The 13691-nt window shown below is 71.2% G+C and carries 11 protein-coding genes; 5 read left to right on the forward strand and 6 right to left on the reverse strand.

The window, feature by feature from the left end:
* Nucleotides 1-41: 41 nt before the first annotated feature.
* Nucleotides 42-1139, reverse strand: coding sequence for a chemotaxis protein (locus ACIQI8_RS25230; RefSeq protein ID WP_402354752.1), 1098 nt, complete (start codon nucleotides 1137-1139; stop codon nucleotides 42-44).
* A gap of 132 nt (nucleotides 1140-1271) precedes the next feature.
* The gene (locus ACIQI8_RS25235; RefSeq protein WP_402354753.1) at nucleotides 1272-2846 is read right to left on the reverse strand and encodes an alpha/beta hydrolase; all 1575 of its coding nucleotides are present in this window, start codon (nucleotides 2844-2846) and stop codon (nucleotides 1272-1274) included.
* Between the two features lie 299 nt (nucleotides 2847-3145).
* Between ACIQI8_RS25235 and ACIQI8_RS25240 the strand changes: the two genes are divergently transcribed.
* Nucleotides 3146-3853, forward strand: coding sequence for a chaplin (locus ACIQI8_RS25240; RefSeq protein ID WP_402354755.1), 708 nt, complete (start codon nucleotides 3146-3148; stop codon nucleotides 3851-3853).
* A 125-nt stretch (nucleotides 3854-3978) separates the two neighbouring features.
* Here ACIQI8_RS25240 and ACIQI8_RS25245 read toward each other — a convergent pair whose 3' ends face one another.
* Complete coding sequence (locus ACIQI8_RS25245) at nucleotides 3979-5196, reverse strand: MFS transporter (protein WP_402354757.1); 1218 nt, start codon at nucleotides 5194-5196, stop codon at nucleotides 3979-3981.
* A gap of 94 nt (nucleotides 5197-5290) precedes the next feature.
* On the opposite strand from ACIQI8_RS25245, the gene ACIQI8_RS25250 reads away from it, so the two are divergent.
* The 3 genes from ACIQI8_RS25250 to ACIQI8_RS25260 are packed head-to-tail and all read left to right on the forward strand — an operon-like array spanning nucleotide 5291 to nucleotide 7487.
* On the forward strand, nucleotides 5291-5689 hold the full coding sequence (locus ACIQI8_RS25250; RefSeq protein ID WP_402354759.1) for a MerR family transcriptional regulator: 399 nt from the start codon (nucleotides 5291-5293) through the stop codon (nucleotides 5687-5689).
* Between the two features lie 40 nt (nucleotides 5690-5729).
* Nucleotides 5730-6506, forward strand: coding sequence for a GNAT family N-acetyltransferase (locus tag ACIQI8_RS25255; protein ID WP_402354761.1), 777 nt, complete (start codon nucleotides 5730-5732; stop codon nucleotides 6504-6506).
* A gap of 39 nt (nucleotides 6507-6545) precedes the next feature.
* Nucleotides 6546-7487 (forward strand): NAD-dependent epimerase/dehydratase family protein, encoded by a 942-nt coding sequence (locus ACIQI8_RS25260; protein WP_402354763.1) that lies wholly within the window; start codon nucleotides 6546-6548, stop codon nucleotides 7485-7487.
* 97 nt (nucleotides 7488-7584) lie between these two features.
* Here ACIQI8_RS25260 and ACIQI8_RS25265 read toward each other — a convergent pair whose 3' ends face one another.
* Nucleotides 7585-7848: a GlsB/YeaQ/YmgE family stress response membrane protein gene (locus ACIQI8_RS25265; RefSeq protein WP_280881617.1), complete on the reverse strand. Its 264-nt coding sequence runs from the start codon at nucleotides 7846-7848 to the stop codon at nucleotides 7585-7587.
* Between the two features lie 289 nt (nucleotides 7849-8137).
* On the opposite strand from ACIQI8_RS25265, the gene ACIQI8_RS25270 reads away from it, so the two are divergent.
* Nucleotides 8138-9565, forward strand: coding sequence for a hydrolase (locus tag ACIQI8_RS25270; RefSeq protein ID WP_402354765.1), 1428 nt, complete (start codon nucleotides 8138-8140; stop codon nucleotides 9563-9565).
* Here ACIQI8_RS25270 and ACIQI8_RS25275 read toward each other — a convergent pair.
* Nucleotides 9552-12299, reverse strand: coding sequence for a glycosyl hydrolase 2 galactose-binding domain-containing protein (locus ACIQI8_RS25275; RefSeq protein WP_402354767.1), 2748 nt, complete (start codon nucleotides 12297-12299; stop codon nucleotides 9552-9554). The two genes, ACIQI8_RS25270 and ACIQI8_RS25275, sit on opposite strands and share 14 nt — an antisense overlap.
* A 197-nt stretch (nucleotides 12300-12496) precedes the next feature.
* Nucleotides 12497-13681: an ROK family protein gene (locus ACIQI8_RS25280; RefSeq protein WP_402354769.1), complete on the reverse strand. Its 1185-nt coding sequence runs from the start codon at nucleotides 13679-13681 to the stop codon at nucleotides 12497-12499.
* Between the last annotated feature and the right edge of the window lie 10 nt (nucleotides 13682-13691).

The following is a 13691-nucleotide window of genomic DNA, read 5'->3' on the forward strand; positions in this document are numbered from 1 at the left end:
GCGTAGCGTACGCCGGGACCGTGGCGTTGTGAGAGGCGCTGTCAGTAGCGCAGGACGCCCGCGATCCCGTCCACCTCGCCCAGGGTGCCGTCCGGGACGAAGCGGACGTCCGCGCCGGTCTCCAGGCACTGCTCGACGATCTCGTCCACGATGTCCTCGCGGGAGTCGAGGTCGTCGCTCTCGGCCGGGACCAGATGGCCGTCGACGACGTCCCGGACCGTCACCCGGTAGTTCTCCTCGACGGCGAGCAGCCGTACCCGGCCCTCCTGGGCGCTCTGCCAGATCTCGTCGACGCCGGCCGCGAAGGCCTTGTGACCGCGGGCGGAGTCGAGTGCGCGGGTCACGGCGTCGGTGCCGCGGCGGGCCTCGTCGGCGACCAGGGGTCGCACCGCCTGCCACACGGCGTCGGGCGTGCCGTGCGCGAGCCCGCCGTGCGCCAGGTGCACGGCATCCCTGGTGACACCGCCGACCTCGTCGAGGAGCGAGAGCGCCGCCTGTTCGCCCGTCACGTACAGCGGGCGGGGCTGCCGGCGCAGGACCAGGCCCATGACACCGTCGGCCTCGCGCAGGAAGTGCCGGGTGTCCTCGTCGCGGAAGGTGCTCGGCATGTCGCCGATCCGCTGCTGGCGTTCGGCGTCGAAGTTCTCCGGGTTCCTGGTGAGCGGGAACCCGCCGGAGGTGTCCTCCGTGACGCGGTCGGTGCCGCCGCTCCAGAGGGTGACCCGGTCGGAGGAGACCGACAGCACCCAGAACGGGCGCTCCGCGGCTCGCGCGGAGACGAGGTTGCGGGTCAGGAAGGTGTCCGACAGCACCACGCGTTCCGGTACGGTCCGCGCGAGCGACCACACCTGGTGCTCACCCGGAGCGGCGAAGATCACCAGACCGTCCTCCGCGTGGGCCAGATCCACCTCCGCCAGGGCCTGGTCGAGCTGGTGGACCACATCGGTGCGCCGCTCCCGGGACACCGCGGGATCGGCCTCCAGCTGCTTCTTGGCCTCGGCCACCACATTGCGCAGCCGGACCGGATCCTGGGCGTTCTCGGGTTCCCGGCGATGGGTCGGTGTCAGCACGGACACGGCCGGATAGGGCCGCGGGCGCCGCAGCTCGGACAGGGCTGTGGGACTCAGGTCGTGCTCCATACGAGCACCATAGGACCGTTTCGCCGATAGGGCATTAGGGGCAGGCGCGACCGGCGAAAGAGACAAATCGCTGCTAGCATCCCGCGACCCCGCACCCCGCACCCCGCACCCCGGGCCCTTGCGCCGTCGGGCTCAGGCGTCGTCGTCCTCGGGGCCGCACGAACTGCCGGTCGGCGGCAGGGAACCGTACAGCAGGAAGCGGTCCACCTTGTTGTGCACGCACTTCGAGGAGGCGTAACCGGTGTGCCCCTCGCCCTTGTTGTCGAGCACGACCGCCGAGGAGCCGAGCCGCTTCGCCGTCTCCGTGGTCCAGCGGTACGGCGTCGCCGGGTCGCCGCGGGTGCCGACGAGGAGCATCTTCGGGCCGTGCACGTCGCGCACCTTGTCGCGGATGAAGTCGGTGCCCTTGGGGCGGCCGTAGCACATCAGCACCTCGGTGAGCCGGTAGCGGCCGAACACCGGGGAGGCCTGCTCGTACTGCTCGCGCAGCCGGCCGAGGTCCTTGGTGATCCGGTCGGCGCCGGGGCGATCGGGATCGTCCGCGCAGTTGATCGCCATCAGCGCCGCCGGGAGGTTGTCGAGCGGTACGTCGTCCGCGTCGACCAGGCCGTCGCCGGTGTTCGCCCGGTGGGGGAAGGCGACTCCGCCGGTCGCGAAGGCCATCACCCCGCGGGTGTCGCCGTCCTCGACCAGCGAGGCGAGGGCACGTTCCAGGGACGGCCACATGTCCTCGCTGTAGAGGGCCTGGCCGATGGCGCCCACGAGGTCCTGGCCGGTGAACCCGTCGCCGAAGTCGGTCGGCACGGGGTCCTGGTCCAGCGACTCGATGAGTTGGACGACCTGTTCGCGGGCGTCGCGCGCGTCCTGGCCGAAGGGGCAGGCGATGTCCTTGACGCACCAGTTGACGAAGTCCTCCAGAGCCGTCTGCTGGCCCTCGGCGCCCGCGATGCCCTGTTCGGCCATCGATTCGGTCAGTGTGTCGACCCCGTCGAGGACCAACCGGCCGACCTTCTTGGGGAATTGGGCCGCGTACACCGCGCCGAGCCGGGTTCCGTAGGAGAAACCCAGGTAGTTGAGCTTCTTGTCGCCGACCGCCTGGCGCATGACGTCCAGATCGCGCGAGGCGTCGACCGTGCCGATGTGGCGGAGGACGGGCCCCGAGTTCTCTGCGCACTGGGCGGCCGCGGTGCGCAACTGCCGGAGCAGGGCCTGCGGATCGCTCATCCCGTTGTCCTCGTCCTCGGTCTCCGCGGGCTCGTCGGAACCGTCGCCGCAGCTGACCGGCGAGGACCTGCCCACCCCGCGCGGGTCGAAGCTCACCACGTCGTAGCCGTTGGTCAGACTCATGAACTCATCGCCGCCGGCGGCGAGTTCGCTCACCCCCGCACCACCGGGACCGCCGAAGTTCAACAGCACCGAGCCCCGCTTCTTGCCCGTCGCCCGGTAGCGGGCCAGCGCGAGATCGATCGTGCCGGCGGCAGGCTCGGAGTAGTCGAGCGGGACGGTGACCTTGCCGCACTGCAGATCCTTGGGCGCGTCCATGTCGCACTTCTTCCACGCGACCTTCTGCCGGTAGAAGCGTGATAGGTCGGGCCGCGCGCCGTCGGCTGCCGCCGCGGGCAGGCCGGCGGCCAGCAGGGCCAGGCCGACGACTCCGGTGAACGCGCAGCGCCGGACCACGGGCCGCGTGGACAGCTTGGCCAGCATCGATGCCTCCTGGGACGCCCACTGCGGACCGGGTGGAACGGCGTCCTCGATCACGATAGGCGGCCACCACAGCCGCCGCCTCCGGGCGAGCGGGGCGGTGCGAACTGCCCTACCCTGTGCGGCCTCGACCCACATGAAACCGTTTTACGGCTAGTTCGATAACCGTGCCGCTCGATGGGGTGAAAGGCCGATTAGCCATAACTCTGATGGTTCGCCCGCGTTTTATCCGGTGCGGGCAGCCGCCCGCCTCTCCGGCGCGGGACAGGTGCCCGCGCCCTTGTCTGGAAGGCAGGGACCCTATGCGAAGGGTTACCCGAAACGGTGTGATCGCCGTCGCCGCCGCCTCCGGCGCGATGGTCGTGACGGTTCCGGCGCACGCCGACTCGGCGGCCGGCGGTGCCGCGACCGGCTCACCCGGGCCGATCTCCGGCAACACCATCCAGCTCCCGGTGCACGTCCCGGTGAACGTGTGCGGGAACACCGTGAACGTGATCGGACTCCTCGATCCGGCCGCGGGGAACACCTGCGCCAACGAGGGCGCGGGCAAGGCCGCGGCGGGACCTCGCTCCGGCGCGGACCGCTCCCGCGCGCACGGGCCCACCGCGCCCGTGTCCAGCGCCTCAGGCGGCAGCGCGGCGCGAGGAGGCGGAAAGGATTCACCAGGCCTCCTCTCCGGCAACGGCCTCCAGCTCCCGATCGACCTCCCGGTGAACGTCAGCGGCAACTCGGTGAGCGTGGTCGGCGCCGGGAACGGGTCCGTGGGCAACGAGTCCGTGAACACCTCCGGCGACCGTCCCCACCACCCGACGCGCCCCACGCCCGGGCCGTCCGCCCCGCCCAAGGCGCACCCGGGTCCGCAGGGCGCACGGCACACCCCGGAGCGGGCGGCGTCCACGCTCGCCCACACGGGTGCGGACCGGACCCTCCCCGCCGCCGCGGCGAGCGCCGCGCTGGTCGTCGGCGGTGCCGCCCTGTACCGCCGCTTCCGACCGAGCGCGACGCGCTGACCGCGCCGAGGCGGACGGCGGACGGAAGGCCCCACCGGCATCCTCCCCTTCCGGTGGGGCCTCCGTTCATGAGGTCGCCGGTCGCCTCGAACTCGGCACTCCTGTAAGGGAGTCGGTGTCCCGCATCACGAGCCGGACGGCAGCCGCCGCCGTACGGACGGAAAGGCGTATCCGCGACCCAGGACCACCGTCGTCAGGGCGGCCGCGACGAGCGGGAGGGACGTCCAGGGAAGCGCTCCGGGTCCCAAGGTGTCCAAGGCCAGGCCTCCGGTGAGGGACCCCGCCGCGATGCCCGCGTTGTAGACGGTCGCCTGCAGTGAGGTCGCCACGTCCGCGACCCGCGGACCGGAGGCGTCGACCAGTGCGGTCTGAATGAGCGTGGGCGCCCCGCCGAACGCGACGCCCCACAGTGCGACCGAGCCGAACAGCACCGCGTGCGTCCCGGCGAACAGACCGAGGCAGAGCATGGCGCCCGCGCACACCGCGAGTGCGGTCAGCAGGGCGGCGCGCAGGTGCCGGTCGACGACGAGGCCGGTGACCCAGATGCCGGCGACCGTGGCCGCGCCGAACACCAGCAGCACCGCATCCGGACGACCGAGACCGGCGTGCGCCGCGAACGGGGCGACGTAGGTGTACATCACCTGGTGCCCCAGCAGCAGGAACAGCGTCACCGACAGGACGGCCGGCAGTCCTGGCAGCACGGCCACGCGTGCGAGCGGTACGCGTGCCTCGGGCGGCTCGCCCGGGAAGCCGGGCACCCGCCACCGCACCCAGCCGATCAGCACCAGCGCGAGCAGGGCCAGCATTCCGAAGACCGTCCGCCAGCCCAGGGCTTCGGCCAGCGCGGCCCCGGCGGGCACCCCGAGGGACAGAGCCGACGTGATCCCGGCGAGCACGATCGCGATCGCCCGCCCGCGCCGCTCGGCCGGCACCATCCGGGCCGCGTACCCCACGAGCATCGCCCACAGCAGACCGCCCACCGCCCCGGCGAGCAGCCGGGACGCGAAGGTGAGGGCGTACGAGGACGACAGCGCGACCACCGCGTTGCTCACCGCGAATCCCGCCAGGGCGCCGACCAGTACGCGCCGGCGCGGCAGTCCGCGCAGCAGTGCCGTGAGCGGGATCGCGGCCGCGAAGGAGGCCGCCGCGTATCCGGTGACCAGGAATCCGACACGGGCCTCGGGGACACCGAGCGCGGGTGCCATCCGGGGGAGCAGTCCGGCGGGGAGCAGTTCGGTCATGACGGCGGTGAAGGCGGCCGTGGACAGGGCGAGCAGCCCCGGCCACGGCAGCGGGACGGGCACGGCGGTGCCGGTGCCCTTGGCCATGGATGCGGTGGACATGGGACCATGGTCGAACCCTCACATCAGTGTGAAGGCAAGGGCGACTTCTGGGAGGCGGCCATGAGGATCGGCGGACTGTGATGGGGGAGCGGTCGTGAAGATCGGCGAACTGTCCCGCCGCACCGGCGTCCCCACCCGGCTCCTGCGCTACTACGAGGAGCAGGACCTGCTCAGCCCGGACCGCACCGAGAACGGCTACCGCGACTACGGCGAGCCCGCGGTGCGGGATGTCCAGCAGATCCGCGGGCTGCTGGACTCGGGTCTGACCACGGAGATGATCCGGGCGATCCTGCCGTACCTGTCGGGACCGGACGAGATCCTCCTGCCCGCGGACCGGCTGACCCCCGAGACCGCGGCCCTGCTGCAGGACCACGTCGACCGCATCCAGGCCCGCATCGAGTGCCTGGCCCGCAACCGGGACCGGCTGCGGTCCTACCTCGCCGCGGTGCGGCCGGACCGGGACCAGAACTCCGTATCTGTGCAATCTTCGTAAAACTGTTGCCCCTTTTGCCGCCGGGTGTTGGAGTGAGCCCATGGATCATGTAGGTGTACTCGCCCTTTTCGACCGCAACATGCGCGAAGGCGCCCAGCCGGACGGGCCCGACGCACGGGTCGAGCGGGTCGGCCGGGTGGTACGGCAGGTCGCCTCGGCGCGCGGGTGGAACGGCGTGGTCTGGTCAGACCTGGACGAGACGACGGCGGACGAGGCGATCGCCGAGCAGGTCGCGTTCTTCACCGAGCTAGGGCACGAGTTCGAGTGGAAGCTGTACGGGCACGACCTGCCGGTGGACCTCGGACAGCGGCTCGCCGCCGCCGGGTTCACGGCCGAGCCCGAGGAGACGCTCATGATCGCCGAGGTCAACGACCTCGACCTCGACGCCGAACTGCCCGAGGGCATCCGCCTGCTTCCGGTCACCGACGCCGCGGGCGTCGAACTCGTCGGGGACGTGCACGAGAAGGCCTTCGGCACCGACGGCACCCGCATGCGCCGTCAGCTGCTCGCCCGGCTCACCTCCGAGCCGGACACGGTGACCGCCGTCGTCGCCCTCGCCGGGGACGAGCCGGTCAGCGCGGCGCGCATGGAGCTGGTGCCCGGCACCCGGTTCGCGGGCCTGTGGGGCGGCGGCACCGTCGAGGCCTGGCGCGGTCGCGGGGTCTACCGCGCCCTGGTCGCCCACCGCGCCCGCTCCGCCGTGGAGCGCGGTTACCGCTATCTCCAGGTCGACGCCTCCCACCAGAGCCGCCCGATCCTGGAGCGCCTCGGCTTCGAGCCGTTGACCACGACGACGCCGTACGTGTACACGCCGTAGGGATGTCACATCGGCGGTCGCTCGATCCGTCGTACGGTCATGACGACCGAACAGAAGAAGACGACCGACCGCAAGAACCAGAGCATCCTCCTCGCCGGCGCGAGCGGGGTGTTCGGCGGACATGTCACCCGGGCCCTCACCGAGGCCGGCCACAAGGTCACCGGCCTCGGCCGGGGGCAGGTGAACGGGGTCAGGGCCGACCTCATGGACCGGGAAGGGCTGCTGCGGGCCGTCGACGGGCAGCACTTCGACACCGTGATCCACGCGGCGACCGCCCTGCGCAAGGCGCCCATGCGCCACCGCGACATGTACGCCACCGACGCCCTGCGCGTCGAGGGCACCGCGCACCTCGTCGAGGCCGCGCGAGCCGTCGGCGCCACCCGCTTCGTCTCCGAGTCCATCGCCCTCGGCTACGGCTACGGGGACTTCGGCGACCACGTGCTCACCGAGGACGACGATCCGTTCGGCCCGAACGGCACCTCTCCGGAGCTGGAGAAGCACCTCAGGGGCATGCGAGTCAAGGAACAACTCACCTTCGAGACGCCGGGGTTGGCCGGCATCGCGCTGCGCTTCGGACTGTTCTACGGGCCCGGCGGCACCGACGCGCTCCTGCCGATGCTGCGTAAACGGCAGGTGCCCGCTCCCGCCGACCGCGGCCGCGTCCTGCCCTGGGTCGAACTCACCGACGCGGCACGGGCGGTGGTCGCCGCGGTGGAACGCGGGCGCGCGGGTCGGGCGTACAACGTCGCGGACCGCACACCGCTCGGGTTCCGTGCCCATCTCCTGTGCGTGGCCGAGGAGTTCGGCCTGCCGAAGCCGATGACCGTGCCGCTGTGGGTGACCGCGCCGATGTCGTACGCGCACACGATGTTCGAGGCGAGCATGCGCGTCTCCACGGCCAGGGCGGAGCGGGAACTGGGCTGGACCCCTGTGTACCCGGGGGCCCGCGAGGGGCTCGCCGCGCTCGCCGGCGCGAGGTGAGAGCGCATGCGAAACAGGCGGGGCGTTCGTTCGAACGCCCCGCCCGGGTCCGTACGGGTCCTGCGGGTCGGTGGCCGGTCGCTGCCGGCCAGGTGGGTCAGCGGCGCACCCGGGTCCGGTCCAGCGCGGCGATGCCGACCGCGGCGAGGCCGATCTGGATGAGCCACTCGATCCAGTCCACGCCCTTGGTGTCGGCCACGCCGAACGCCGAGGCGAGTGCCGCACCGATCAGCGCGGCCACGATGCCGACGACGATCGTCAGCAGGATGCCGATGCGCTGCCGGCCCGGTACCACCAGCCGCCCCAGCACACCGATGATGATGCCGATCACGATGGCACTGATGATGCCCGAAATCTCCATCTCCGCCCCTCTTCGTCAAGTACCTCTGCATGAAGCGGATGCCCGTTGGGGGGTGGGACAGTCCGTTCCGTTTCTCAATCGACGGTCAACGTCCGGTCAACGTCGGGCCGGGTGTGCCGGATGACGCCTGTTCACCCCCACTCCTGCCATGTACCGTTCAAGCGGCCGGTCGCGCAGGTGTCCTCCGGCCGCATTTCTACGCGCGCAGATGTGCTGTGTCTACGCGCGTAGTCACGGTCCCGCATCGCTCTCCCCCCATCACCCCCAACTCCGCACGGAGGTAAGCAGGATGCTCGGACTCCCCAGGCCACGCCAGAGACTCACCGCCGCTCTCGCGACGCTCGGTCTGCTCACCACGGGCGCCGCGATCCAGGCCACCGTCACCGCCGCCCCCGCTCACGCGGCGACCACGCACCGCATCCTCTTCGACGACGGCCATGCCGAAGAGGCCGGCAACGCCGACTGGATCATCTCCACCAGCAAGCCAGACCCGCTCTCCCAGGACTCCACCCCGTCCGCCGAGACGGACTGGACCGGCGCCCTGTCCTCGTGGGGTGTCGCCCTGCAGAAGACCGGCAGTTACAGCCTCAAGACCGCCACCGGCGCGCTGACGTACGGCGGTTCGTCGACGACCGACCTGTCGAACTTCGACACGCTGGTCCTGCCCGAGCCCAACACGCTGTTCACGACCGCCGAGAAGACGGCGATCATGAACTTCGTGAAGGCCGGCGGCGGGCTGTTCATGATCTCCGACCACACCGGCGCCGACCGCAACAACGACGGCGAGGACGCGGTCGAGATCTTCAACGACCTGATGACCAACAACAGCGTCGACTCGACCGACCCGTTCGGCTTCTCCGTCGACACCCTCGACGTCAGCTCCGGCTACCCGGCCGCCATCAGCGACAGCACGAATCCCGTGCTGCACGGTTCCTTCGGCACGGTCACCAAGAGCCTGATCGCCGACGGCACCACGGCCACGCTCAAGCCGGCCGACAACTCCTCGGTCAAGGGCCTGCTCTACCGCTCCGGTTACTCCGGCAACACCGGCGCCTTCTTCGCGACCAGCACCTTCGGCAGCGGTCGCGTCGCCTTCTGGGGCGACACCTCACCGGTCGACGACGGCACCGGCCAGTCCGGCAACACCCTCTACGACGGCTGGAACGACTCCGGCGCCACCAACGCGCCGCTCGCCCTCAACGCCACCGCCTGGCTCGCCGGTGAGGGCGACAGCGGTGGCGGCGACGACGGTGGCGGCGGCACCTGCACCGCGGCCCAGCTCCTGGGCAACCAGGGCTTCGAGTCCGGGGCCACCACCTGGACCGCCAGTAGCGGTGTCATCACCAATGACAGCGGCGAGGCCGCCCGTACCGGCTCCTACAAGGCCTGGCTCGACGGCTACGGATCGGCCCACACCGACACCCTGTCCCAGTCGGTGACCATCCCGTCCGGCTGCTCCGCCACCCTGAGCTTCTATCTGCACGTGGACACCGCGGAGACCACCACCAGTACCGCCTACGACAAGCTGACGGTCACCGCCGGATCCACCACCCTGGCCACGTACTCCAACCTCAACGCGGCCTCCGGATACGTCCTGAAGAGCTTCGACGTGTCCTCCCTGGCCGGCACCACCGCCACCATCAAGTTCAGCGGCGTCGAGGGATCCACCCTCCAGACGTCCTTCGTCGTCGACGACACCGCGCTCAACGTGAGCTGAGGCGACCGGACGGTTCCGGCGCGCCCGCCGGGACCGTCCGCTCCGCCGTGTTCCAGCCGGAGACCCGCACGGTCGGCGCCGATCCGCGCAGATCCGCCGTCCGGTAGGTGGCGGTCAACGTCGTCGACTCGCCCGGCCACAGGCTCACTTGGTCGTCGGACCACCGCACCGGCAGCACCGGCCTGCCCTGGGCGTCGACCAGATGGACGTCCGTGAGCAGCGAAGGCGTCCTCCCCGTGCCCGTGTTGCGGATCGTGACGGTCGTGGTCGACGTGCCGTCGGCCGACACCGTGGATCCCTGGGCCGACACAGGCGCCTGCGCCATCGAACTGAGCCCCTTGAGATCGGCGTAGCTCGTCGTCGGCGTGTAGTACCAGTCGGTGTTGGCCCAGTCGAGTGTGTCGGGCTTGGTGGAGAGCCAGTACACGTTCCGGCTCACCTCCTTGCCGGACGCGTCGGTCAGCGTCAGCCGCACCAGGTACGTCGTCGACAGTCCGCTCACCGAGGCGGGCAGGGTGAGCGGGGTGCTGTGCGCGCCGTCCCCGGCGACCGTCACCCCGGTCACGCTCTTGTCGTACTTCTGGGTGCCGTCGGTGTTGAACAGGGTGGCCCGTGCGGTGAGTTGGCCCGCCGAGGCGTGCCGGTTGTTCACCACGGTGACCGAGCGGTCGTCGTAGGAGTACTGGATGTGCAGCGGCTCGCCGGCCTTCTTCGCGCCGAAGTAGGCGCCGCCCTGGTCGAGGTAACGGTCCATCAACTGCCAGTGCAGGGAGGTCCAGCCGCTGTTGAACATCCAGTACACGACACCGGTCGAGGGCTTGGAGGCGTCGGTGGCGTTGCGGCCGTACGCCTCGAACTGGGCGCGGACGTTCTCGTACTGGGCGAGCTGGGCCTTGCGGACGTAGTCGGCCAGGCCGGTCGGGGCGCCGTAGCGGCCGGTGAGGGCGTTGTCGTAGAGCTTGAGGGTGGCGAAGGTCGAGGACGGTGAGCGGTGGTACTGCTTGGCGTCCGGGTTCTTCCAGAGGGTGTCGAGTTCGGCCGGGGTCATCATGCGGCGCAGGGTGTCCAGGGTGGGGATGTCGGGGCCCGCGCTGGTCTCGGAGTTGAAGCCGGTGGCGCCGCCCTCACGCTTGGCGTACCAGTAGTTCGGCGGGACCCAGTCGTAGGGGCCGGTCATCTTCATGCCCGAACTGCCGCTCACCGGCGAGGACTTGGCGGAGGCCGCGGCGACGACCGGAGTCTTCCAGTCGGCGGCCCTGAGTGCGTCGAGGTACGTCTTCTCGATGGTCGCGTCGGGGGCGAAGTCGCTGCCGATGAGGAACGAGATGACGCTCGGGTGGTCGCGTAGCCGGGCGGCCTCGGCGGCCATCGACGCCCCCGCGACCGGATAGTCGGCGGCGGTCCACTTCTCGCCCCGCTCGTCGCCGTTGACCTGCCCCTCCCACTTGTCGCAGCACTCCCAGCCGGGGAGGGTGAGGATGCCGTAGCGGTCCGCCATGTCGAAGAACTCGTCCGGTTCGATGTGCCCTTCGAGACGGATGGTGTTCAGGCCCAGGTCGAGGGCGTACTTGAGGCGGTCCTCGACATAGGTCCGGTCCCAGCGCAGGAACTCGTCCGGTGACCAACCGCCGCCCTTGATCAGCAGCTTGCGGCCGTTGATCCGGTACTGGCGGGCGCCGTCGGAGTCGAGCGGCGCCTGCACGTCACGGATGCCGAAGGTCTGGTGCGCGGTGTCGGAGGCGGTGCCGGCCACGGTGGCGGTGAGGTCGAGGTCGTAGAGCGGCTGGTCGCCCATGCCTGCGGGCCACCACACCTTCGGGGAGGTCAGATGGAGCCCCGGGATCTCGGAGGGCGTGAAGCTGACGGTCTTCGTCTCGTGCGCGGCCAGCGCCACGGGCTTCTCGAAGGAGGTGGTGCCGATGCTGCCCGAGACCTTCGCCGTGACGGGCCCGTCCGAGTCGTTGCGGGCCTGCACCTTGACCGTCAGGTCGGCGCCGGCCAGCGACGGGACGGCCAGGGTGGTCACCACGTGGGCGTCGCGCAGCGCGACCGGTCCGCCGCGGCGCACGACGACGTCGCGGACGATGCCCATGTTCTCGTCGGGCGGCGGCTGGAGCCAGTCGATCCAGCCCATGGTGAGGTTCTTGTTCGGGTCGTTGGGCTGGATGCGGAAGGCGACCGTGTTGGTGCCGGAGCGGACGAGCGAGGTCACGTCCAGCTCGTGCCGGGTGTAGGCGCCCGTGACGTCCTTCGTCGTGGCGACCTGCTTGCCGTTGACGTACACGTCGGCCGCCGAGATCACCCCGCTGAAATCGAGGTACGTGCGCTCCGAGGTGTCGGCGACGGTGAAGTCGGAGCGGTACCACCAGGGGACCTGGAAGTCGGCCTTCGGGATCTTCTGCTGGTTGGTCGAGTGGAAGGGGTCGGCGTACAGGCCGTCGGCCAGCAGGGCGGCGAGGACGGTGGAGCGCGGACCCGCGGCGTGCCAGCCGGTCGTGGGGTAGCCCGGGGAGGAGACTGCGGCCGCCGGGTCGCTCACCTTGGCGGTCGACTGGATCGCGTAGCCCGAGAGCGGGGTGGCGCCGCCGGCTCCGGCGGAGACGTGGGTGGGGCGGACGTGCGGGGCGCTCTCGTGCGGCTCGGTCCACGCACTCGTCGTGAGGGTGCCGAGCAGGGCGAGGGTGAGGGCGGTCGTGGCGAGCGGGCGGCGTCCGGCGGTGGGGCGACGGAACACAGGGGTCTCCAAGCCGTCATCGAGGTCTCGGGGGAGCGGGACCTCATCAGGTTCAGGGCCGTCATCAGGTTCAGGGTCGACCAGTGGCAGGTCGACCAGTGGCGAGGTCGACATCAAGTTAGGAAACTTTACTAACGCGGCTCAAGGTAGGGCGGCGCATGAGCCCTGTCAATCACCGGAGCCGTCGCAGGAGTTGGTCAGGACGCGGCCGACCGGCGCTCGAAGACGACGTCCCGAGCGGTCCCCAGAGCTGTCGCCACCGCACCCAGCAGCACCGCGTCCTCGCCCAGCCGACTGGGCGCCACCTTGGGCCGCAGCGGCGTGAGCGCCCGCAGCCGCTCGCGCACGGGGCGCAGCAGCAGGTCGACGCTGTGACCCACCCCGCCGCCCAGCACCACGAGATCCGGGTCGAGCACCGCGGCCGCCGCCGCGACCGTGTGCGCGATCCGCTCGCCCTCCAGCTGAACGGCCTGCACCGCGGCCGGGTTGCCGTGCCGGGCCGCGTCGAACACGGCCTTGGCCGTCAGCTGGCCGCTCATCCCGAAGGCGCGCGCCGCCTCGACGACGGCCACGCCCGACACCGCGTCCTCCAGTGTCTCGGGCTTCTGCTGACCAGGCCACGGCAGGAACCCGATCTCGCCGGCCAGCCCGTGCGCGCCGGTGAACAGCTTGCCCTCGGCCACGACGCCCATGCCGAGACCGGTGCCGATCAGGATGTACGCGAACAGCCGGCTGCCCGCGCCGACGCCGTAGGTGTACTCGCCGAGCGCGGCCAGGTTGGCGTCGTTGTGCACCTCCAGCGGGATGCCCAGCTCCTCGCCCATCCGGTCGATCAGGCCCGCGCGACCCCACCCCGGCAGATGCATCGCGTACCGCACCCGCCGCCGCTTCTCGTCGTACACGCCGGGCGTGCCCACCACCCCGTGCACCACCTCGACCGGGTCCACGCCGGAACTCGCGACGACCTCACGGGCCGCGCCGACCACGAGGTCGGCCATGGCGGCGGAGCCGCGGGCGCGGTTGCGGACATCCGCGCGGGCGACCACCGCGCCGTCCAGGTCGGCCACGGCCACGCGCAGCCAGCTGCGGCCGACGTCGACCCCGAGCGCGTATCCGGCGGCCGGGTCGGGGGCGTACAGCACGGCCGTACGACCCCGCTCGGGAGCGTGCGTGCCGACCTCGTGCACCAGGCCCGCCGCCGCCAGCGAGGCCAGCGCGCTGGAGACGGTCGGCTTGGACAGGCCCGTCTCGCGGGCGAGTTGGGCGCGGGACGCCGCTCCGGCGGAGCGCAGCCGGTCGAGGAGCAGTCGCTCGTTGGTGCTGCGCAGGCGCTGCCGGTTCCACGGCTGTCCCTGCTGCTCTACGACGTCACTGGCGGGCATCGCACCATTC

Source organism: Streptomyces sp. NPDC092369, from assembly GCF_044755245.1.
In the GTDB taxonomy this organism is placed as follows: Bacteria; Actinomycetota; Actinomycetes; order Streptomycetales; family Streptomycetaceae; genus Streptomyces.